Source organism: Variovorax sp. YR216 (assembly GCF_900107745.1).
Taxonomy (GTDB): Bacteria; Pseudomonadota; Gammaproteobacteria; order Burkholderiales; family Burkholderiaceae_C; genus Variovorax.
The window spans coordinates 53,909-75,075 of the sequence record NZ_FNRO01000003.1; the positions used below are offsets into that span (position 1 = coordinate 53,909).

Genomic DNA, 21,167 nt, shown 5'->3' on the forward strand with positions numbered 1-21,167 from the left:
GTCCCTTGTTGTGAAGTCGGCAAAGGTAGCATAGCGGGATGCCCGTCGACCCCATCCATGCGTTGCAGGCGGGCCAGCGGGGTCCGGCGCAAGGCACGGCCGATGCGGGCACCGGGACGCTGCTCGTGGCCGGCGCGACCGGCGTGCTGGGCCAGGAGCTGGTCCGGCGGCTGGCCGGCAGGCACCGCTTCGACCACACCCGCGTGCTGGTGCGCGAGCCGATCCGCGAAGGCCTGAGCGGCGTCGAGACCGTGCTGACGCCCGACGCGCCCATCGACGAATGGCCTCTGGTGGAAGCCGATACGGCCCTCGTCCTGTTCGAGCCGCCGCGCCTCTACTACGACCGCGAACGCGCGCTCTGGACGCCCACGCCCGACCAGTTGCCGGCCTTGGCGCGATGGCTGCGCGCCAGCGGTGTCGAATCCCTCGCGGTCGTCCAGCCGCATGCGCAGGGGCGCCTGCCCGAGGCGCTCAAGCGGGGTCTCGCCTCGCTCGACGAGCAGGCCGTGGTCGCCGAAGGCTTCGAGCGCGTGATCCTCGTGCGCAGCGCGCAGAAGCCGGCGAAGGTGCGGCAGGCGAACCCGGCGGAGCGGCTCGCCGCCTGGATGCTCTCGATCACGCGCTTCATGGTGCCGTCCAGCGAGCAGCCGGTGCGCGCATCCAAGGTCGCCGAGCTGGTCGACGTCGCGCTGCGCCTCGCGCCGCCGGGTGTGCGCGTGATGGCGCCCGAGATGGTGTGGCGGGCATCCCAGGGCGATGTGCGCGAGGTCGTCGAGGCCTGGCTGGCCGAGTCGCGCTGAGTCGTCTTGAGCACCCAGCCGTACTGGACCGAGGCAAAATCCATCCTTCCGGCAGATCCACCCATGTCCACCAAAACCAGACTCCGCGCCGCGACGATCGGCGGCACCGCCGATGACGTCGAGGCGGCTTTCTACGAGGCGCTGCAGCGCGGCGACGTCGATGCGCTGATGGACTGCTGGGCCGACGAGGACGAGATCTTCTGCGTCCACCCCGGCGGCCCGCGGCTGGTGGGCGCCGACGCGATCCGCGCCGCCTTCGAGAACATGTTCGGCCACGGCGGCGCCATCCACGCGACGCCTGCGCGCGTGCGCAAGGTCGAGTCGATCGCGAGTGCCGTGCACAACGTGCTCGAACGCGTCGACGTGCTGACCACCGAAGGGCGCAAGCACGCCTTCGTGCTGGCCACCAACGTCTATCACAAGACCGCGCAGGGATGGCGCATGGTCGCGCACCATGCGAGCCCGGGCAGCGCACAGGAGCCGGGCGACGCCCCCGAGGCGCCGCAGACCCTTCATTGATGCAATACGTCGCACCGCGCTGGTTGCCGGGGGGCAACCTCCAGACCATCTGGGCCGCCTTGTACGGCCGGCGCGTGATGACGCCGCTGCCGGCGTACCGGCGCGAACGCTGGACCACGCCCGACGGCGACTTCATCGACGTCGATTTCCTCGACGCCCAGGGCAAGGGCCCCAGGCCGCTGCTGGTGCTTTTCCACGGGCTCGAAGGCTCGTCGCGCAGCCACTACGCGGAAGCGTTCGCGGCCTTCGCGCTGGCGCGCGGCTGGGACTACGCGGTGCCGCATTTCCGAGGCTGCAGCGGTGAGATCAACCTCGCGCCGCGCGCCTACCACTCCGGGGATTTCGAGGAGATCGACTGGATCCTCGCGCGCCTTCACCAGGGCCGCGAAGCCATTCGCGCGGTGGGCATCTCGCTCGGCGGCAATGCGCTGATGCGCTGGGCGGAAGAGTCCGGCAGCGAAGCCTCGAAGCGCGTGCGCGCGGTGGCATCGATCTGCGCGCCGCTCGACCTGGCGGCCGGGGGCGCTGCGATCGGCCGGGGCTTCAACAAGCTCGTCTACACGCGGATGTTCCTGGCGACCATGAAGCCCAAGGCGCTCGCCAAGCTGGCGCAGCACCCGGGCCTGTTCGATCGCGACAAGCTCCTGGCGGCGCGCGACCTGTACGACTTCGACAACATCTTCACCGCGCCGCTGCACGGCTTTCGCGACACCGACGACTACTGGTCGCGCGGCTCCGCCAAGCCGCACCTGCACCAGATCCAGATTCCGGCGCTGGTGGTGAACGCGGCCAACGACCCTTTCGTGCCGGCTGCGAGCCTGCCGCGCGCCGGCGAGGTCGGGCATCACGTCACGCTCTGGCAACCCGCCCACGGCGGCCATGTCGGCTTCCCGCTCGGCTTTCCGCCCGGCCACGTGCGCGGCATGCCCGAGCGCGTCATCGGCTGGCTCGCGGACCGGTAGCCAAGCAAAATACCGCGATGGACGACATCGTCAAGCAAGCCCTGGCCAAGTGGCCGAACGTTCCGCACTGCTTCGGCTGGCTGGGTCTCGATGCGCGGGGCAACTGGTATCTGCGCGACGCGCCCACGCAGGCCGCCGGGCCCTTCGCAGCATCGAAGGGCTCGATGCTCCGGCACGAGAAGCTGATCGAATTCATCCAGCGCAACTACGAGCACGACGAGCAGGGGCAGTGGTTCTTCCAGAACGGACCGCAGCGCGTCTACGTCGAACTCGAAGTCACGCCGTGGATCTGGCGCATCGCGGAGGATCTCTCGGTGCGCTCGCACGCGGGCGAGGAGGTCGAGCCTTCGGCCTGCCTGCTCGACGAGGACGGCAAGCTGTATCTGGTCGCTCCGACCGGCCTCGGCCTGGTTCACACGCTGGATGTCGGTCTGGCGGCGGAGGCGATCGAGCAGGGCCGGTGGGTGCCCGAGGACATCCGCGCCGCGGACCTGCCGGCCCGCTTCGGCTACGTGCCGAGCCCGGCGGCAGGCCAGCCGGCCAGCACTCCCGCATCGAACTGAGCGCCGTTCAGGCAAGAAAAAGCCCGCTTCCGCGGGCTCTTCCTGATTCTGGACGGAGGGGCCGTCGTTACTTGGCGGCGCCTTCGGCAGGCTTGGCCGCGTCGGCCGTCGTCGCGCCATCGGCCGGCGCTGCGGCGGGCCGGTCCGGCACCGGGAAGGTGGCGCCGCCGGCATTGGCCATGTAGACCACGGCGCGGCCGATTTCCACGTCCTCGAAGTCGCCGCCGCCTTGCGGAGGCATGGCGTTCTTGCCCTTGAGCGCGTGCTCGAGCAGCGTTGCATAGCCCTGGCCGATGCGGGGGCCCCAGGCCGCGGCGTCGCTGAAGTGCGGTGCGCCGGGAATGCCGGGGGAGCCGTGGCAGGTCACGCACTGCGCCTTGAACACGGCTTCGCCGGTGGCCAGCGGCCGGTTGGCGTCGCGGATTTCGATGGAGCCGACCTTCTTGAGACGTTCGGCGACTTCGCGGTCGCGGACGTCCTTCGACACGCCGTAGAGCGACAGGCCTTCGCCCTGTTCGGACCCCGAGGGCCGGGTGCCCGAGACCACGTACGAGACCAGGCCCGCAATGATCAGGATGGGAGCGATGAATGAGAAAAATACCGCCAGCAGGAGCTGCTTGGGATTCTTGATCGGGCCGGTGTGGGCTTCTTCTGTGGCCTGGTTGTGCACTTCGTCGCTCATTGGGTCCTCAGTGTGGGGCTCGTCGGGGGCGTTTTAGATCACGGCGGATTATAGGGACCGCCCCGCGCCAGCCTGTCCCGTGCGTGCCCTAAGCCGGGGATACCGCGGAACCGGCTTTGCCGGGCCGCTGGTATCGCCCCCTGCAAGGGGGTTGGCGAAGCGACACGAAGTGCGCGAAGCCTGGGGGTGTGCCTACTTCGTACTCCAGCCGCCGCCCAGCGTCTTGTAGAGCGCCACCTGGTTCTGCAGCTTCGCCTGACGCGCCTGCGCCGTGGCCAATTGGGCCGTGTACAGCGACCGCTGCGCATCCAGCAGGTCAAGCCCGCTCGCGATGCCGTTGCGATAGCGCATGTCCGACAGCTTGAAGCGGATCTCCTCCGCGTTGGCCTGCGCGATCAGCGCGCGCAGTTGCTCGTCGTAGGTCGCCTGGCCGGCGAGCGCATCGGCGACTTCGCGGAACGCAGTCTGGATGGCCTTCTCGTACTGCGCCACCGCGATCTCGCGCTCGGCCTTCGCCGAGTCGAGCCCCGCGCGGTTGCGGCCCGCATCGAAGATCGGCAGCGTGACCTGCGGCGCGAAGACCCATGCCTTGGAGCCGCTCTTGAAGAGCCCCGAGAACTCGGTGCTCGCCGTGCCGATCGACGAAGTCAGCGTCACACGCGGGAAGAACGCAGCACGCGCCGCGCCGATGTTGGCGTTGGCGGCAATCAACTGCTGCTCGGCCGCGCGGATGTCCGGCCGCTCCGTCAGCAGGTCCGAAGGCAACCCCCCCGGAAGGTCCTGCATCGGCGCGAGCGCCTGCAGGCCCGCCGCGCTGCCGGCAAACGCTTCCGGCGGCACCGGCGAGCCCAGCAACAGCGCGAGCGCGTTCTCGTCCTGCATGCGCAGGCGTTGCTGCTGCGCATAGGCGGCGCGCGCGGTTTCGGCCTGCGACTCGGCAAAGCGGTAGTCGATCTCCGACGCCACGCCGTTGTCGAATCGCAGCTTGGTCAGCTTGAGCGACTCGTCGCGCGTCTCCATCGTGCGGCGCGTGATCTCGAGGAACTCGTCGTCGCTCAGGACCGTGAGCCAGCCGGTGGCAACTGCGCTAACCAGGCTGATCTGCGCCGCCTTGCGCGACTCTTCCGTGGCCAGGTACTGCGCGAGTGCCGCGTCCTTCAGGCTTGCGATGCGGCCGAAGAAATCGATCTCCCACGCCGTGATGCCGACGCTGACCTGATCGACCTCCGACACGTTGCCGATACCCGTCGTCGAGGGCCGCTGGCGCGTCTGGCTCGCCGAGGCATTCAGCGCCGGGAACAGCGCCGAACGCTGGATCTGGAACTGCGCGCGCGCCTGCTCGATGTTGAGCACCGAGACACGCAGGTCGCGGTTGTTCGCCAGCGCGATCTCGATCAGCTTCACCAGACGCGGATCGGTGAAGTAGTCCTGCCACGCGATGGTCGCCGCCGGCGGCTGTTGCGCAGCCGGAGCCGCGGGCGCTGCCGCATTGGTGTTAGGGAAGGCCGTAGGCACCGGCAAGTCCGGACGCTCGTACTTGGGTGCCAGCGAGCAGGCACTCAACAGCGTGACAGCGGCCCCCGCGACAGCGGCAAGGCGAATTCGGGAGGTGTGCTTACTCATGTGCTTCCTCGATGCCCGCGGCTTCCGCGTGGCGCTTATCCATCTGGTGCTGGCGTTCGCTGCCCTTGAAGAGGCTGCGCACGACCACGAAGAACACGGGCACGAAGATCACGGCAAGCGCGGTGCCGGTCAGCATGCCGCCCAGCACGCCGGTGCCGATCGCGCGCTGGCTCGCCGAGCCTGCGCCGGTGGCCGTGGCGAGCGGCACCACGCCCAGGCCGAAGGCCAGCGAGGTCATGATGATCGGGCGGAACCGCAGGTGCGCCGCGGCCAGCGCCGACTCGATCACGCCCTTGCCCTGCGCCTGCAGGTCCTTCGCGAACTCGATGATCAGAATCGCGTTCTTCGCCGAGAGGCCGATGATCGTGATCAGCCCCACCTGGAAGTACACGTCGTTCGAGTACGCCCGCAGCAGCGTCGCCAGCAGCACGCCGAGCACGCCCAGCGGCACCACCATGATCACCGACAGCGGAATCGTCCAGCTTTCGTACAGCGCCGCGAGGCACAGGAACACCGCCAGGATCGCGAAGCCGTACAGGATGATGGCCTGCGAACCCGCGAGCTTTTCTTCACGCGACTGGCCGGTCCATTCGAAGCCGAAGCCTGCGGGCAGTTGTGCCGCCAGCTTCTCCATCTCCGCCATCGCCGCGCCCGAGCTGTAGCCCGGTGCGGCCGAACCCGAGATACGCGCCGCCGGATAGCCGTTGTAGCGAACCGTTTGCTGCGCGCCCGTGACCCATCGCGTGCTCGCAAAGGCCGACAGCGGCACCGGCACGCCCTTGCTGTTGCTCGCGTTGAGCTTCAGCAGGTCTTCCGGCTGCATCCGTGCCGGCGCATCGGCCTGCACCACCACGCGCTGCAGGCGGCCGCGGTTCGGGAAGTCGTTGACGTAGGACGAACCGAGCGCCGTCGACAGCGTCGTGTTGATCGCATCGAAGGTCACGCCCAGCGCGTTCGCCTTGTCGCGATCGATGTCGATCTGCAGCTGCGGCGCGTCTTCGAGGCCGTCCGGGCGCACCTGCGTGAGCAGCGGGCTCTTGCTCGCCATGCCCAGCATCTGGTTGCGCGCGGCAATCAGCGCCTCGTGGCCTGCGCCCGAACGGTCCTGCAGACGGAAGCTGAATCCGCTCGCGTTGCCGAGCTCGGGAATCGGCGGCGGGCTCAGCGGATAGATGAACGCGTCGCGGATGCCGGAGAGCGCCCCGAAGGCGCGGCCCGCCACCGCATCGGCCGAGTGCTGCGCGTCCTTGCGCTGCTCCCAGTCCTTGAGCGTCACGAAGGCGAGGCCCGCGTTCTGCCCCTGGCCCGAGAAGCTGAAGCCCAGCACGCCGACCATGTTCTCCACTTCGGGCTGCTTGAGCATGTAGTCCTCGACGCTGCCCATGACCGACAGCATGCGCTCCTGGGTCGCGCCCGGCGGGAGCTGCACGTTCACGATGATGTAGCCCTGGTCTTCCTGCGGCAGGAACGAGGTGGGCAGCCGGCTGTAGACCAGCGCGACCGCTCCGATGATCGCCGCGTAGATGATCAGATAGCGCGCCGCGCGCTTGAGGATGCGCGCCACCAGGCTTTCATAGCCCTTGGCCGTGCGCGTGAACCCGCGGTTGAACCAGCCAAAGAAGCCCTTCTTCTCGTGGTGATGCCCCGCCTCGACCGGCTTGAGCAGCGTCGCGCACAGCGCCGGCGTGAGCGACAGCGCCATGAAGGCCGAGAAGCCGATCGACACCACCATCACCGCCGAGAACTGGCGGTAGATGTTGCCGGTCGAGCCCGCGAAGAAGGCCAGCGGCACGAACACCGACACCAGCACCACCGTCACGCCGATGATCGCGCCCGAGATCTGCCGCATCGCCTTGCGCGCGGCTTCGAGCGGGGAAAGCCCTTCCTCGCTCATGATCCGCTCGACGTTCTCGACCACCACGATCGCGTCGTCCACCACGATGCCGATCACCAGCACCATGCCGAACATCGTCAGCACGTTGATCGAGAAGCCCAGCGCCAGCAGCATCGCGAAGGTGCCAAGGAGCGAGATCGGCACCACGATCGTCGGGATGATCGTGTAGCGCCAGTTCTGCAGGAACAGGAACATCACCAGGAACACCAGCGCGATCGCCTCGAACAGCGTCTTCACCACTTCCTTGATGGAGATGCTCACGAAGCGCGAGCTGTCGTACGGAATGGTCCACTTCACGCCCTGCGGGAAGAACTTCGAGAGCTCGTCCATCTTGGCGCGGATCAGCTTGGCCGATTCGAGCGCGTTGCCGCTCGGTGCGAGCTGCACGCCGATACCCACCGCGGACTTGCCGTTCAGGCGCGCCGACGTCGAATACGCCTGCCCGCCCAGCTCGATGCGCGCCACATCGCGCAGCCGCACGGCCGAGCCGTCGGTGTTCGCGCGCAGCACGATGTTGCCGAACTGCTCCACCGTGGTGAGCTGCCCGTTGACCACCACCGTGGCCGAGATCGCCTGCCCCGGCACGTTCGGCAGATCGCCGATCACGCCCGAAGACACCTGCGCGTTCTGCGCCTTGATCGCGCTGTTCACGTCGGCCGCCGACAGGTTGTAGCCCTGCAGCTTGGCCGGATCGATCCACACGCGCATCGAGCGCTCGGTGCCGAAGAGCTGCGCCTGGCCAATGCCGGTAATGCGCTGCAGTTCGGGCACCACGTTGCGCGATGCGTAGTCGCCCAGCGCGATCTGATCGTAGGCCGGGTTGTCCGACGAGAGCATCGTGAACAACAGGAAGTTGTTGCGCGACTTGTCCACGCGCACACCCTGCTGCGTCACGGCGGCAGGCAGGCGCGGCGTGGCGCGCGACAGCCGGTTCTGCACGTCCACCTGCGCGAGATCGGCGTTGGTGCCCGTCTCGAAAGTGATCGTGATCGTGCCGGTGCCGTCCGCCTGCGCGACCGACTCCATGTAGATGAGGCCGGGCGAGCCGTTCATCTCGCGCTCGATCACCGACAGCACGCTGTCTTCCAGCGTCTGTGCCGAGGCACCAGGGTAGGCCGTGCTGACGACGATCGCGGGCGGCGCCACGGGCGGGTATTGCGAGATCGGAAGCTGCGTGATCGCCACGCTGCCCATCACGATGATGAACAGCGCGATCACCCACGCAAAGATCGGTCGATCGATGAAGAACTTGGCCATGCGGGCGCGCTCCTTACTCTTTCTTCTTGTCGGCGGCAGGAGCCGGGGCGGCTGCTGCGGCAGCCGCAGGAGCGGGCGCTGCGCCTGCGGGCTTCCAAGGAACCGGCTTCACCGGCGTGCCGGGCGGCATCATCTGCAGCTTCTGGAAGCCGTCGACCATCACCTTTTCGCCGGCCTTCAGGCCGTCGATCACCACCCACTGGTTGTTCTGCGCGGCGCTGATCTTGACGGTGCGCTTGCTCAACTTGCCGTCGTCGCTCACCACCGTGACCGTGTCGCCCTGCTGCGTGCGCGTCACTGCCTGCTGTGGCAACGTGATCGCGTCGGAGGCCTGCGCCTGCTCCACGCGCACGCGCACGTACAGGCCCGGCAGCAGATTCTTTTGCGGGTTCGGCACCTCGGCGCGCAGCGTGACCTGGCCGGTCGTCGAATCCACCGTCAGGTCGGAGAACAGCAGCCGGCCGGGCAGGGGATATTCGCTGCCGTCTTCGAGCACCACGCGCACGCTCGCCGCGTTCGGGCCTTCGGCGCGCTTGAACTGGCCGGCCTCCATCTGGCGGCGCAGGCGCATCACGTCGGTGGCGGACTGCGTGAAGTTCACGTAGATCGGGTCGATCTGCTGGATCACCGCGAGCTGCGTCGCGTCGCCCTGGCCCACCAGCGCGCCTTCGGTCACCAGCGCGCGGCCGATGCGGCCGGAAATCGGCGCGGTCACCGCGGCATAGCCCAGGTTGATCTTGGCGGTCGTCAGCGCCGCGCGGCTCACGCCCACGTCGGCCTCGGCCGTCTTCTGCGCGGCGACCGCGTTGTCGTATTCCTGCTTGCTGACCGCATTGGCCGCCACCAGCGGCTTGTAGCGCTCGGCCAGCGCCTTGGCCTGCACCGCATTCGCCTCGGCGCGCACGAGGCTCGCTTCGGCACTGCGCGCGGCGGCCGCATACGGGGCGGGGTCGATGCGGAACAGCAGCTGGCCGGCCTTCACGTCGCTGCCTTCCTTGAAGACACGTTCCAGCATGATGCCGGCCGCACGGGCACGCACCTCCGAAATGCGCGAGGCCTCCAGCCGACCCGGCAGCTCGGTCACCAGGCCGACGCTCGTCGGGGTGGCAACCACCACGCCCACTTCAGGCGCCGGCGGTGCCGCACCGCCATGGCCGCCGGCTGCGGGGGCATCGCTCTTGCCGCAGGCCGCGAGCGTCAGGACCACGGCCGTGGCGGCGGAAACGGCCGCAAGGCGCGGCGAAAACAAAAAGGGGCGCGAGACATGCAGTTTGGGCATGCGAATCCTTTGTAGCGAGGACGGGGACAGCGCTGTGTCCGCGCGGGTGCCTAAAGCAACACGGCGAACTTGGCTATCGGGAAAGGGCGCTAGTTTACATACATTCGTGCATGTATAGTGACACCCTCAACGCGCAAAGGGCCGATTTTAGAAACGGGAGACAAAAAATGGTGAGACGTACCAAGGAGGAAGCGCAAGAGACGCGCCAGCGCTTGCTGGACGCCGCCGAGGTGCTTTTCCAGTCACAGGGTGTATCGCAGACCACGCTGCAGCAGATCGCCCAGAAGGCCGGCGCCACGCGCGGTGCCATCTACTGGCACTTCAAGGACAAGGCGGACCTCTTCAACGCCATGATGGATCGCGTCACGCTGCCGCTGGAGGCCGCCGTGCAGCAGGCGACCAAGGACGACGGCTCGATGGAGAGCGTCGAAACCATGATGGTCGAGGCCCTCAAGCTCATGACCACCGACCCGCAGATGCGCCGCGTGTTCGAGGTCGCCACGCACAAGGTCGAATACACGCACGACATGCAATCGGTGCACCGCCGCCACCTCGACGCGCGCAACGAATGCGTGGTCGACTTCGAAAAAGCCATGGTCGCCGAGGCCCGCCGCACGCGCACCAAGCTGCCCATCCCGGCGGCCCAGGCCGCGCAGGGGCTGCACGCGCTCATCAACGGGCTGATCCAGAACTGGCTGCTCGACCCGGAGGCTTTCGACCTCGTCGCGACCGGGCGGCGGACCTTCCGCGTCTACCTGGCGGGGCTGGGTTTCGGAAAACCGGAGCCAAGTGGCGCCTGATAGGCGATAATGTGAGGCTTCCGACCACGTCGGAAACCAGATCCTCGCTGTATTTCAACGGATAGAATTCGGCCCTCCGAAGGCTGAGATCCAGGTTCGATTCCTGGCGGCGGGACCAATTCAAAGGCCGGAAGCATCTGAGTGCTTCCGGCCTTTTCCATTCTTGCTCAAGAGAAGCCGTCGCTTTCGTCCGTCCTTGTCGGCGAACATGCGTTAGAAGTGCTCGGGCAAGGGGCGAGCGAGCAACATCCTCGCGCAAGATCGCGCAATCACCGGTGACTCGGAAATCTGTCCGCCGGAATCAGACGCGATACGAGCAACTCCCGGCCTCATCACAGCTCGTCCCTTATTCGCTCTCTGACCACGGATGTCGATGCCGTACTTGAGGAGAGCCGCCCGCATAATTCATGACACAAGTTACATGGGCCAAGCAGGATGAAGAAATGCGAAAAGAGCAAGGTGTCTTCACCTGCGTTCTTGAAGAGCAGGAGGGTGCAAGAAGCACGGACGCGCTTACGCCAGCACTTTACCCTTCCTGACGAACTGAGAGACGTCAAAAGAGCCCCGGTCGAGCTTGAGTTGTTCCGCAACCCCGATGTGTATTCAGCATTGCGCGAGCTCTTTCACGCGTCATGTGCCTTTTGCGAAGACTCTACTTCTGGCTTTCCAAGCGACAGCGTGATCGACCACTTTCGTCCTCTGGCAAGCGCTGATGACGGAAAAGGCGAGACGAGCAGCGATCATTACGGATGGTTTGCCTATGACTGGGAGAACTTGCTTCTCGTCTGCCCGCAGTGCCAGGCTTCAAAGCGCAACTTGTTTCCGACCCAACGCCCAAGAGCGCCAATCCTCGGGACTTGGGAAGAAGCCGTGCGTTCGGAGGGACCTATGCTCCTGGACCCGTGCGTTGATGAGCCGCTGCGCCATCTCTGCATTTCGCACGAAGGAACCTTCGTCGCTAGAACGGAGCGGGGCCAGGCGACCATAGGTCGGCTTAAACCGAACGCAACTTGTCGCTGCCCGCGCTGAGTTGGTGAACAGAATCCTGGGTTCCTTCCGGCATTTCACTCTCGGTGGCCAAAGTACACAACTTAGCCGGTTCGCCAAGGGACTCGTCGAAAGACGCCCTGGTGCATGTCTGCTAGTTCTACGAACTATCTGTGACCTGCTTCCTGAAGGATCCGTTCTGGCGGGCAGGGGCAGAGGAAGTGCAAAGGCATTTCGTCAGCACTTTGAAGTGCTCTTGACGACTTTGGATCTTTCGACCTGGAAATCGGCACTAACTCGCTATAGACGCCTAGATACCGATGCACTAGGAACGATCTTGCGACCGCCGCTATTGCACGATGGCCTGCCAATTCTGTCGCAGCGAAGCCCAGCAGCACGGGTCAGGCGGATTGCCATCCACAACTTCAAAGGCATCGAGCGGCTCGAGCTTCAGGCATCTTCGGGTTCCAGACACTCGACAGGGTCAATGATGCTCCTAGGCGAGAACTCCACCGGGAAGAGCAGTGTCCTGCAGGCCTTGTACCTGGCCTTGGCAACCCCTGCGCAGCGTCGCGGACTGCGATTGGACATCGAGGACTTGGTCAGCCGTGAGCGGCAGGGTTGGAAAATGGTGGAGGAAAAACCAGCCCGAGTTGTCGTTGAGCTCGACTCGGACACGTCGGTCGATCTCACGATTGATGTGAACTCGGGAGTCAAGCGAACCGGCGGCGATCTGAACGTGCTGGTGTTGGCATACGGGGCACATCGAGTTTTTCGACGTGGCCGATCGAGTGGCTCTGCTGAAGCAAGTCGGACGCTCTTTGACTCGTTGGCGCCGATCCCGGATCCATCGCAGTGGCTGCGCGAGGCTGACGACAGCGAATTTAAGGCCGTCGCGCGCGCCCTAAACGAAGTACTTGCCCTCAAAGCCGACGATCACATTAGCCGAGATGATGAAGGCAACGTGCAAGTTAAGGCCCACGGGCGCACAACACCAATTGAGCGCATGAGCGACGGCTATCGGTCTCTCTTCTCGATGGCGGTTGACATCATGAGAAGGATGGTCGAACGCTGGGGCAACCTCGAGGAGGCCCGGGGTGTTGTGCTCATCGACGAGGTAGAAACCCATCTCCACCCACGCTGGAAGATGTTGATCATGTCCGCGTTGCGGCGGGCAATGCCTCAGGTCCAGTTTATCGTCACAACACATGATCCGCTGTGCTTGCGGGGAATGGTGGACGGTGAAGTACAGGTCCTAGTGCGAAACGAAGACGATGGAATTGAAGCTCTCACCGGCCTGCCCAACGTCCAGGGCATGCGAGCGGAACAACTGCTCACTTCGGAGTTTTTTGGTCTTGCAAGTACGACCGATCCTGAAATGGAGGCACTACTTGAGGAGTACGTGAGGGCTGCGACGACGGCAAGTTCCAATGATGAAGCTGTATCGAAAGATGCACTGGATATGCTCGCACAGCGCATAGCGCAAACAACCTTGATTGGTGAAGTCCCCGCAGAACAGATCCTCGCAGAAGCCACTGCGCGGTATTTGTCTGTACGCGCTTCCAAGCCGTTGAGGACCGCTGCTGCTCGCGAGGATGCTGTGCGCGCAGTATTGGACGCGCTCGATAGGGGCTACGGTGCATGAGACGCGTCGATCGAAAGGCGATTGCTTGCCCCGGTTCCCTGAGCAGCTCCGATTCTGAGGCGGCTCGAGAGCGATCAGAAGCCCGTGCACACTACGAGAGAACGCCGCCCCCCAAAGCAGCCTACAAGTTCGGCGCGTACAAGGCCGAAGATGTTCGCACCGCGCTCACCGCCCTCTTTCATGGCAAATGTGCGTACTGCGAAGGTTTCTATCGCGGCACGCAGCAGATGGATGTCGAACACTACCGTCCCAAGGGGAAGCTTTCGGGTGCAAAGCATCGGGGCTACTGGTGGCTGGCGCTATCCTGGGAGAACCTGTTGCCGAGCTGCACCGATTGCAATCGTTCACGTACGCAGCGGCTGGTTTCGCTGGCGGAGGATGGCTCGGTCAGGTACATCCAAAACGTCGCTGGCAAGGGTAGCGTCTTTCCCATCGCTGGCCCGAGCCGCGCCGGGTCGCAACTTGATGACGTTGACCTCGAAGAGCCCCTTTTGCTCGACCCTACACGCGACGATCCCGAAGATTATTTCCGTTGGGTCGTTAAGCACCTCCAGTTCCCCTTAGTCGCCTCCGCTCAAGAGGGTACGAAGGAAGCTCGCCGAGCCCGTGTCAGCATTGACGTGTATGGGCTGAATCGAGATGGCTTGGTGGGCAGTCGATCCATGCTGATCCAGCAAATCGCTTTAGAAATTTCAAACATTCGAGCGCTTTTAGAGAGCGCTCTGGAATTGCCCGAAGAAAAGCGCGCCAGAATTCTGGGTTTGGCAAACGAGCAGATCAGCCAGCTTAAGCGGCATGAACATGCAAAGAGTGTCTACTCGACGCTGGCGGCTTCGTTCATTCAGCAGGAAATGCGAAAGTTGCGCGGAGAATTCTCGCGTGTTCTGGACGCCATTTTCCAAGGTAACGCCCAAGCCTCAGAAGAGGCGTAAGCGCTCGGTGCTCCCGTCTTGACGACGGGAGCAAATCAGGTAGTTGCCGTCGGTTGCCAGTGATTGGGGCAACAATTCCTCGATACGGCTGGCCGGCTGCGTAGGCAACCGCTCGAAGATATCTTTCAAGTTGCTCGGGTAATTGCGACGTAGAACAACCGCCGCTCCGCTTCGATCTCTTTGCTGGTCAGATCGTCTCGGGGAAAAGTACGAACCGCCAAACCTGGAATGAAGACCATTGGCCATTGCGCGCCCTTCGCCTGATGTATCGATCCAATCCAAACATGTGGCTCATCTGGCGGATCGACCTTGGAAGAGTCAATGAGTGGATCGATCTCGTCCAAGAATTGTTCGATGCTTCCCTGATGACGGGCGGCAATTAATTTGAACGCAGCCACGTTGGCCAGGATCGCTTCGGCAGATTCAAAGGTCGTGCTTAGTGCCGAGGCGGGACTCGGCTCGCCCGCCCCCATTTTGATGACTTCATTACATCCGAGGCAGCGCGGCGGCCAGGTGCCTCGCGTTCTCCACCAGGATTCATGGTTGCCCAAGACCTTGCACCCATGAGCGCGCTCAACTAAGAAGCAGGCGTTGCTACGTGAAAGATGAAAACACCGTCCGTTCGGTTCTGCAAATTTGACCCCGCCTGGCGGGTGCGGCGGGGTCAATTACTTATCCAACAAACGCGGGCACTATGTTTGATTTGTGAACAATAAAACTCATGGGAATTATTGTCTTGCCTTCGGAATGCGATACGCTAACACTCCAACCAGAGCGTGGCCAATCCCAATACCCATCCATTGATCGTTCGACAGGAATTCGATCAATAAGAGTTAAAGCTCGATGCTGCTTGTCTTCCAACTTGAGGTTAACCACGGGCTCGGAATTTGAAAACAGGGACGTGGCTTGTTTCACGAATTCTTCAACCTGGGCATCAAGCATTGAGTGCCCTGGATAGTCAATAACCTTAGATATCCTCCGATCTTTCACGTCTCGGCTTGGATTGAAAACTGCCATCAAGGAATGTTCGAAGACTATTTCTTTTATATAGATCGGGCCACCCTTTGCGCTCAGATCGAGGTCTAATTGAATATCAAAAGTGCCGAAAACCAGGGCCCTCACTTCTGCTCGTCGGATCGTAACCGTGAGCCTTCCCCGTCGGAGGTAATCTTTGTAGATCAAGAGCCCAAGGTTAATAAGGCCAAGGGCAAGCCCTGCGTAAGCAGCGACCGTTTGGAGCATCTTCATATCCATTTTTTCACTTCGAGCGTGGCACTCTTAAAGCCGAGAATCGCGAAGTAACTCTGCGCGGCTTCGTGGCACCGAGGCACCGAGGAGCGGAATGCTATCGGATGTCGTACGGCCGCAGCGGCATTGCTCGCTAGGCGCAAGCTTGAAAGGGGGGGCTTGGCGGTGTCTGGCCAGGCGTCACGACCGGGGCTGTTAAGCGGGCGTTTCAGCGCGCCCGTGACCGGGCGGGGCTGAAAGACTTTCACTTCCACGACTTGCGGCACGATGCCACGTCTCGATTGTTCGAAAAGGGTTTGAACATGATGGAGACGGCGAGCATCACCGGGCACAAGGACTTTCGTATGCTCAAGCGCTACACCCATTTGGACGCCGGCAAACTCGTGCTGAAACTCGGATAGCGCGCATCAATTCTTATGAGCGCCTCTTGGACAAATAGCTGACCATGCCATCTACGGGATTCGTCCCGCTGACTTCGTCTGTCCCGAGCCCCTCGGGCGTAACGTCGGGCGAGGGCATAACTCCGTCGACAATCCATTTCACCGCACCGAGGTTGATCGCGGCCTTCGCGAGTTCGTCGAGTTCATTCGCGATGCGACACTTGCTAATGTGGTTGACTATCCCCGCGCACAGATCGGCGATCTGGAGTTGGGGATGAGCAGTCGAATCAGCTTGAGTGAGGCTTTGAGCGCGAAGTGGAAACCGAAACTTGCGCCTGTCGTAGCCAATCTCGGAGGAAGGCTCATTTGAAAGAGCCATCATCTTTTCAAAAGTCTCTTGCGACGCCAGGATTGGTTTAGATGAATCGTGCACAACGTCAAATCGATCCTCTCTTCGAGCACCCCATGTGGCAATATGCTGGAACAAGGCGGGGATCGCCGGGTCAAGGGCTAAGCTGTCGATTGCGTCGTTGAACCACACATGGAAGAGATGTGGCTCCGTGAAGTAGAACAGATCCTTCTCGAAGTCCTCACTCTTAGACGAATCGATCAACATGCGGCCGGCGTCGTAAAACGCCGTGATGTGGTCCTGCTCCGGGCGACGAATCATTTCCACGAAGGTTGCCAGAAAGCGATCAGTATTCTCTTGACCGCAGAATACTGGCAAGCAATAGAACAACATGTTTGACATGGCGAGGTTCGCGCCGCGCTCATACAGGTCGCCGCCGATCTTATATATGAGGGTTTCCGCTATCAGGTCAACCAACTTGGTGATGACCATGAATTGCTTGTGAAACACATTCGCGGCAACTCTGTCCTTGTTCAACCGCGGGTCCGACAGAAGACGAATGAGGCGCGAAACCCCGGCCTTTGACTTCTTGAGTGCTGTGAACTTTGGCTCAGCACCTTGAGCTGATCGAACGTGTTCCAGCAAACTTGCCGCCTCATCAGTCGAAAAGTCGTTGGATGCCAATACAAAGAAGGGCTGCTCCTTGTCGAGCAGGTTGGCACCGGAGTTCCCCGCCTCGTCACAGTAGATTTTTGTCATTTGAGATGAATACAGGTTGAATGATGCAGGGCTTGCTGCATCCGATGACTCGTGAGCGCACCTTAGGGCCGTTCAGGCTCCCTTGAGCGGACGACTCAAATCGGCGCTTTCATCTGCAGTTTCGCCCATGTCGCCAAGGCTTCAGGGTTCGCATCCTCCCACTCCTTCTTGTAACGAGCACGGGCCATGTGCTTGTCCTGAAGCGCCATGAATTGGCCGCTCAGACATTCGACCTCACTCGCCAATCGCTTGAACTCCCTGAGTGCAACTTGCACCGGTGGCTTCATCTTGTCCGGGTCTCTTTCCCAGGACAGGTCCACGAACCCGACTTCTCCTGATTCCTTGTGAACATAGCCCCATCGCCCATGAGCGAACCTGTTCCGCTGCTTTTGCACCCGTTCGACCTCCTTGAACCAGGCCCGAAACTCGTCAGCGATCTTGGCGTCCGAGTGCGCCCAGGTCTCGATTGAAAGTTCACGAAGGAGCTTGAGCCGACGATCGAAGCCAACGTTCTTCCGAAGGAGGTTGGTAACAGGGCGCCCCCTGTACTCGCCGAGCCACTTTAGTTGAAGGCCCATGAAGTGATCGAGGCGGGCGTAGGCATGGATTAGCGTCCCCAGCAGAAGATGCAAGCCATCCCGATCGAAGTCGTACTGGCTCATGTAGGCACGATTCCGAACCTTGCCAGTTCGCCTTCCAGCCATTCGCGATCACAATCCGGGCCCATCTCGATCGAACGAATTCCACCTTCGGCAATGCCTGCTCGAAAATCCAAAGGCGCCTGCAGGCTCGTTGGCAGATCCAGTACCCTTCCCCCGAACGCTAGCTTACCCATACCAACGGCACTAAGGGACACGCGCAGTTCGCGCTCAGCTTTGAAGCGAGCCGATTTGATGTAGGTGTAGAGAATTGGATTGGGCAGAACCTGATCGTTGAGCTGGTGCCGTTCCCAGTCAACATAGTCGACGATGCCATAGTTGATCGAGAAGATCTGTCGGCAGGGCACACCTTGCCAGAGAAGCGTTGCCTCTGCAGATGTGAGTTGCGCATTCAAGTGGTTGCGCAGCCAAGCAAACTCGAGCACCACGGCGATCTTCCCGCGGGTCCCACCTGATCCGTAGTTTTCCCAAAGGTGGTTATCGTTCTCAAGCGCGAAGCAGCAGGCGAAGGTGCGAGCCCGACTTTGATCATAGTAGTCCGCTGCGGTGAATTCTGGCGCGTTCTGAAACCTAGCATTTGCGTTGCCGGGCCGATCGGTCCGCAGCTGCGCGCCATCCTGTGCGTCGGCTCCTTCGAAGTCGCGGTAGCTGTCGACGCGATTGAAGTGTAGATACGAGCCTGCAATTGAGTCGATCAGATACTCAGCTCGCAAGCGTGCGCGCAGACCGGTCGCGCAGAGGAGGGCCTAGTCATGCCGAACCAACTTTCGCGCCCGCTCGCGGGGCTGCGCGTGCTCGACCTGAGCAAGGTGCTGGCGGGCCCGCTGTGCGGCCAGCACCTCGGTGAGCTGGGCGCGGAGGTCATCAAGGTCGAGCCGGTGGACACGGGCGACGACAGCCGTGCCTGGGCGCCGCAGGCGTGGGGGCAGTCGGCCTTTTTCCTGGCGGTCAATCACAACAAGCGCAGCCTGGCCTTGAACCTCAAGCTGGCGGAGGGGCAAGAGGTGGTCCGGCGGCTCGCAAAGACATCGGACATCGTGATCCAGGGTTTCGGCCCGGGCACCGCGGAGCGACTGGGCGTCGACCACGACACCCTGGCGCGGGTCAATCGCCGCTTGATTTACTGCGAGATCTCCGGCTATGGCCGAACCGGCCCCATGGGCGATCTGCCCGGCTACGACGTGATGCTCCAGGCCTTCAGCGGAATGATCAGCAGCACCGGCGTGGCGGGTGGGCCGTTCGCGCGGGTGAGCTTCTCGCCGGTGGACCTGGGCACGGGCATGAACGCGGTGGCGGGCATCCTGGCGGCGGTCATCGAACGCGGCAAGACCGGCAAGGGGGCGTACGTCGAAGTCTCGTTGCTCGACACCGCGATGAGCCTGATGGGCGTGATGGCGCAGGCCTATTGGTGCTCCGGCAGCCTGCCCAGCCGGATGGGCACGGCCCACCCGGCGCTCGCGCCTTATCAGGCCTTCGAGGCGTCGGACGGGTACCTCATGCTCGGCGTCGGCAACGACGCGCAGTGGGGACGCTTTTGCGCGGTGGCCGATCTCGACGAATTACGCGGCGACGCGCGATTCGCCACCAATGCCGCGCGGGTCGCGAACTTCGACGAGACGGTCGCGCGCGTCGGCGAGCGCATCCGCACGCGGGCGGTCGACGAGTGGCTCGATGCGCTTCGACCTGCCGGCATTGCATGCTCGCGGATCCAGGGGCTGGATCAGGCACTCGAACATCCGCAGCTGGATGCGCGCGAGCTTCTCGTGGAGTCCGAGCATCCCGTGCTCGGCACGGTGATGAACATGGGATTCCCGGTGAAGTTCGATGGCCAGGCGCGATGCACCGTTCGCCCGCCGCCGCTGCTCGGCGAGCACTCGCGCGAGATCCTGCGCGAAGCCGGGTACTCGCCGCAGCGGATCGATGGGTTGATCGAAGCGGGGGTGGTCGCGGTGGCGAGTTGACGGCGCGTCCGGTCAAGCCGGCGCACGTTGGTTGGGGCCGCACTAGAGTGCGCGAGCAGCAGGGGGTCTAACGGCCCTCCGCCTGCGAGAACTCCTGGAACGCGGCGACCGCGCTCGCCGCATACATCAGCGACGGGCCGCCACCCATGTAGGTGACCACGCCGAGCGTCTCCTCGACCTCCTGCCGCGTGACCCCGAGCTTGACGAGCGTCTGCATGTGGAAGGCGATGCAAGGGTCGCATCGTGCGGCCACACCGAGCGCCAGCGCGATCAGCTCCTTGGTCTTGCGGTCGAGCGCACCCTCCGACGTCGCATGCCGGCCGAGCTCGCTGAAGCTCTTCATGACCTCGGGGGTGCCAGCCCGCAGACTGGCAAGGCTCGCGGAAACGGTCTGCGTCAGATCGCGGTACTTGGTGGTGGGCGGGTTCGACAAGGTTGGTTTCCGGTGCAGGAGGACTCGTTGCATCATGAGGGCGAGCGGAAGACAGGCCATGACGCAGATCAAGAAAAGGAACGGGTCGCAGGCGGCCCTTCAGGCACTGTGGTGCAACATCCGGCGCCGCGACGTGATGCCCTTCAGCTTGACGTCGTTCCTGCGCATCCTGCTGCGCCGCCAAGAGCACCTAGTGCATAACGGCGCGCTGCGAAGCCTGCTTCAGCGTTCGCTCGACTACCACGCGATCGAAGACAGCCAGCTTCCGCTGCACGTCGTGGCCAGCGAACGCGTGACGGGCGATTCTTGCGGCGGCGCGCCGTCAGCCCGTTCAGTGAGCCGGCGTCTTTGAAAAGCTCCCGTGCGGCTGGGCCCGCATCAGCGCACGAAACTCCGCGTGCGACATCCGCAGCAGCTGCTCGTGATCGCCACCTTCCATGTAGACGACGTCGTTGGACTCGAGCTCGTCATCGACGATGGTCGGAACGCCCCAAGCCATGCCGACCGGCGGGATCGCGCCGGGCTCGCAGTCGCCGAACAGCGCGGCGATCCGGGCCTCGCCGGCCAGCTTCAGCCGGTGGCGGCCGACGAAGCGGGAGAACTCGCCGAGCATGACCATCCGGTCGGCGGGAACGACGGCCATCACGCAGCCCCTTTCGTCCTCCAGGATGACCGATTTGGCCAGTTTTCCCAGGCTGACATTGGCGCAGCGGGCGGTCTCCAGGCTGCTGTGGCTCCTTGCGTGCGTGGAGATATCGTAGTGCGCGCCGCGCTGGTCGAGGTAGCTGGACAGATGGGAAGGAATGGACATGGCAATCCTCCTGGCGCAAACACGGCGGGGTCGCCGCCCCGCCAGTTTGCTCTTGCCGGCGGGGGATCGCAAATGGTCGAGCGGCAGGGGCCGGCGGCCTCGCGCCTCAGAGCTCGCTGGCGTCGCGCAGCTGGCGCTGCTTGTAGATCAGGCGCAGGCTGGCCCGGCGCGCATCGCCGGTGCGCTGCAGGAGCACGTCGAGCTCACCGCTGCTCCACGAAACGTAGGTGCTGCCCGGGTCGAGGGCCGCGAGTTCGTTGCCGAACGCGGCGCGACCCCATTGCAGCAGCGACGAGAACGCGGCCTCGCCGCCGTCGGGAACGCCTTGCGTCGAGGCGTCGTATTCGATGCGCCTCAGTTCCCCGCCGGCGAAGTAGTAGGTCGGCTTGAACATCAGCCCGCCGATGGTCGCGGGCTCGCCGCGCCAGCTGCCCAGCAGTCCGCCCGACAACCGTTGCGGGCGCGGCACCGGTTCGGCGGCCGGCAGCGCGGCCTGGAGCTCCTGCGCCGTCATGCCGAGGTGGACGCCGGGCGGCAGCGACTGGGCGTGGGCGGCAAGCGAAGCCGCGCCGACCAACGCGCCGACGGACAGATAGAGGAGACGCAGGAGCGGGCTTCGCATGG

The 21,167-nt window shown here is 63.7% G+C and carries 21 protein-coding genes, 1 tRNA gene and 1 pseudogene; 11 read left to right on the forward strand and 12 right to left on the reverse strand.

The genetic code is table 11. The annotated features are described in order from the left end of the window. Window positions 1-38 precede the first annotated feature (38 nt). The 4 genes from BLW05_RS10085 (at window position 39) to BLW05_RS10100 (ending at window position 2,844) form a co-directional block, all read left to right on the forward strand. Entirely contained in the window at window positions 39-800 is a 762-nt protein-coding gene (locus tag BLW05_RS10085) for a Rossmann-fold NAD(P)-binding domain-containing protein (RefSeq protein ID WP_093162270.1), read from the forward strand. Window positions 801-863: 63 nt separating this feature from the next. Next, window positions 864-1,319 carry a YybH family protein gene (locus BLW05_RS10090; protein ID WP_093162271.1) on the forward strand — a complete coding sequence of 152 codons (456 nt, stop codon included), beginning with the start codon at window positions 864-866 and terminating at the stop codon, window positions 1,317-1,319. Further along, a complete protein-coding gene (locus BLW05_RS10095) occupies window positions 1,319-2,281 on the forward strand; it encodes a YheT family hydrolase (protein ID WP_093162273.1) in 963 nt (320 codons plus the stop codon). Before BLW05_RS10090 ends, BLW05_RS10095 begins: the two co-directional genes overlap by 1 nt. 17 nt (window positions 2,282-2,298) lie before the next feature. Next, a complete protein-coding gene (locus tag BLW05_RS10100) occupies window positions 2,299-2,844 on the forward strand; it encodes a DUF2946 family protein (RefSeq protein WP_093162274.1) in 546 nt (181 codons plus the stop codon). Window positions 2,845-2,911: 67 nt separating this feature from the next. Here the strand turns inward: BLW05_RS10100 and BLW05_RS10105 are convergent, their stop codons facing one another. From BLW05_RS10105 to BLW05_RS10120, 4 genes are all read right to left on the reverse strand, one after another. Continuing rightward, window positions 2,912-3,526 carry a c-type cytochrome gene (locus BLW05_RS10105; RefSeq protein ID WP_093162276.1) on the reverse strand — a complete coding sequence of 205 codons (615 nt, stop codon included), beginning with the start codon at window positions 3,524-3,526 and terminating at the stop codon, window positions 2,912-2,914. Between the two features lie 192 nt (window positions 3,527-3,718). After that, entirely contained in the window at window positions 3,719-5,149 is a 1,431-nt protein-coding gene (locus tag BLW05_RS10110) for an efflux transporter outer membrane subunit (RefSeq protein ID WP_093162277.1), read from the reverse strand. After that, window positions 5,142-8,300: an efflux RND transporter permease subunit gene (locus BLW05_RS10115; RefSeq protein WP_093162278.1), complete on the reverse strand. Its 3,159-nt coding sequence runs from the start codon at window positions 8,298-8,300 to the stop codon at window positions 5,142-5,144. Before BLW05_RS10115 ends, BLW05_RS10110 begins: the two co-directional genes overlap by 8 nt. 13 nt (window positions 8,301-8,313) lie before the next feature. Continuing rightward, complete coding sequence (locus BLW05_RS10120) at window positions 8,314-9,579, reverse strand: efflux RND transporter periplasmic adaptor subunit (protein ID WP_093162280.1); 1,266 nt, start codon at window positions 9,577-9,579, stop codon at window positions 8,314-8,316. Window positions 9,580-9,746: 167 nt separating this feature from the next. Here BLW05_RS10120 and BLW05_RS10125 point away from each other — a divergent pair, with 167 nt between their 5' ends. The 4 genes from BLW05_RS10125 to BLW05_RS10140 all read left to right on the forward strand — a co-directional run bounded on the left by BLW05_RS10125 (window position 9,747) and on the right by BLW05_RS10140 (window position 13,943). Next, window positions 9,747-10,379, forward strand: a complete 633-nt coding sequence (locus BLW05_RS10125; RefSeq protein WP_093162281.1) for a TetR family transcriptional regulator — start codon at window positions 9,747-9,749, stop codon at window positions 10,377-10,379. A gap of 43 nt (window positions 10,380-10,422) precedes the next feature. Continuing rightward, a tRNA-Arg gene (locus tag BLW05_RS10130) sits at window positions 10,423-10,497 on the forward strand. A gap of 1,125 nt (window positions 10,498-11,622) precedes the next feature. Further along, window positions 11,623-13,011 carry an AAA family ATPase gene (locus BLW05_RS10135; RefSeq protein ID WP_177142616.1) on the forward strand — a complete coding sequence of 463 codons (1,389 nt, stop codon included), beginning with the start codon at window positions 11,623-11,625 and terminating at the stop codon, window positions 13,009-13,011. Beyond that, window positions 13,008-13,943, forward strand: coding sequence for an HNH endonuclease family protein (locus BLW05_RS10140; RefSeq protein WP_143044809.1), 936 nt, complete (start codon window positions 13,008-13,010; stop codon window positions 13,941-13,943). Before BLW05_RS10135 ends, BLW05_RS10140 begins: the two co-directional genes overlap by 4 nt. A gap of 125 nt (window positions 13,944-14,068) precedes the next feature. On the opposite strand, the gene BLW05_RS10145 is transcribed toward BLW05_RS10140, so the two are convergent. Together BLW05_RS10145 and BLW05_RS35345 are read right to left on the reverse strand one after the other, a co-directional pair. After that, entirely contained in the window at window positions 14,069-14,416 is a 348-nt protein-coding gene (locus tag BLW05_RS10145) for a 3'-5' exonuclease (protein WP_093162286.1), read from the reverse strand. Between the two features lie 199 nt (window positions 14,417-14,615). Continuing rightward, window positions 14,616-15,191 (reverse strand): hypothetical protein, encoded by a 576-nt coding sequence (locus tag BLW05_RS35345; RefSeq protein WP_143044810.1) that lies wholly within the window; start codon window positions 15,189-15,191, stop codon window positions 14,616-14,618. Window positions 15,192-15,388: 197 nt separating this feature from the next. On the opposite strand from BLW05_RS35345, the pseudogene BLW05_RS10150 reads away from it, so the two are divergent. After that, window positions 15,389-15,592, forward strand: a pseudogene (locus BLW05_RS10150) (tyrosine-type recombinase/integrase); the annotation flags it as partial. Between the two features lie 13 nt (window positions 15,593-15,605). On the opposite strand, the gene BLW05_RS10155 reads toward BLW05_RS10150, so the two are convergent. From BLW05_RS10155 to BLW05_RS35910, 3 genes are all read right to left on the reverse strand, one after another. Further along, window positions 15,606-16,679: a DUF3800 domain-containing protein gene (locus BLW05_RS10155; RefSeq protein ID WP_093162287.1), complete on the reverse strand. Its 1,074-nt coding sequence runs from the start codon at window positions 16,677-16,679 to the stop codon at window positions 15,606-15,608. 95 nt (window positions 16,680-16,774) lie between these two features. Further along, the gene (locus BLW05_RS10160) at window positions 16,775-17,341 is read right to left on the reverse strand and encodes a hypothetical protein (protein ID WP_093162289.1); all 567 of its coding nucleotides are present in this window, start codon (window positions 17,339-17,341) and stop codon (window positions 16,775-16,777) included. Then, window positions 17,338-18,051 carry a hypothetical protein gene (locus tag BLW05_RS35910; protein WP_177142617.1) on the reverse strand — a complete coding sequence of 238 codons (714 nt, stop codon included), beginning with the start codon at window positions 18,049-18,051 and terminating at the stop codon, window positions 17,338-17,340. The genes BLW05_RS10160 and BLW05_RS35910 overlap by 4 nt, the downstream gene beginning before the upstream one ends. Window positions 18,052-18,090: 39 nt before the next feature. Here BLW05_RS35910 and BLW05_RS10170 point away from each other — a divergent pair, with 39 nt between their 5' ends. Continuing rightward, complete coding sequence (locus BLW05_RS10170) at window positions 18,091-19,299, forward strand: CaiB/BaiF CoA transferase family protein (protein WP_093162290.1); 1,209 nt, start codon at window positions 18,091-18,093, stop codon at window positions 19,297-19,299. Window positions 19,300-19,366: 67 nt separating this feature from the next. Here the strand turns inward: BLW05_RS10170 and BLW05_RS10175 are convergent, their stop codons facing one another. Continuing rightward, window positions 19,367-19,732: a carboxymuconolactone decarboxylase family protein gene (locus tag BLW05_RS10175; RefSeq protein ID WP_256330164.1), complete on the reverse strand. Its 366-nt coding sequence runs from the start codon at window positions 19,730-19,732 to the stop codon at window positions 19,367-19,369. A gap of 58 nt (window positions 19,733-19,790) precedes the next feature. Here BLW05_RS10175 and BLW05_RS10180 point away from each other — a divergent pair, with 58 nt between their 5' ends. Further along, on the forward strand, window positions 19,791-20,084 hold the full coding sequence (locus BLW05_RS10180; protein ID WP_093162292.1) for a patatin-like phospholipase domain-containing protein: 294 nt from the start codon (window positions 19,791-19,793) through the stop codon (window positions 20,082-20,084). On the opposite strand, the gene BLW05_RS10185 is transcribed toward BLW05_RS10180, so the two are convergent. Both BLW05_RS10185 and BLW05_RS10190 read right to left on the reverse strand, forming a co-directional pair. Then, window positions 20,064-20,543 carry an aminoacyl-tRNA deacylase gene (locus BLW05_RS10185; protein ID WP_093162293.1) on the reverse strand — a complete coding sequence of 160 codons (480 nt, stop codon included), beginning with the start codon at window positions 20,541-20,543 and terminating at the stop codon, window positions 20,064-20,066. The genes BLW05_RS10180 and BLW05_RS10185 overlap by 21 nt on opposite strands. A gap of 106 nt (window positions 20,544-20,649) precedes the next feature. Further along, window positions 20,650-21,165: a hypothetical protein gene (locus BLW05_RS10190; protein ID WP_093162295.1), complete on the reverse strand. Its 516-nt coding sequence runs from the start codon at window positions 21,163-21,165 to the stop codon at window positions 20,650-20,652. Window positions 21,166-21,167: the final 2 nt, after the last annotated feature.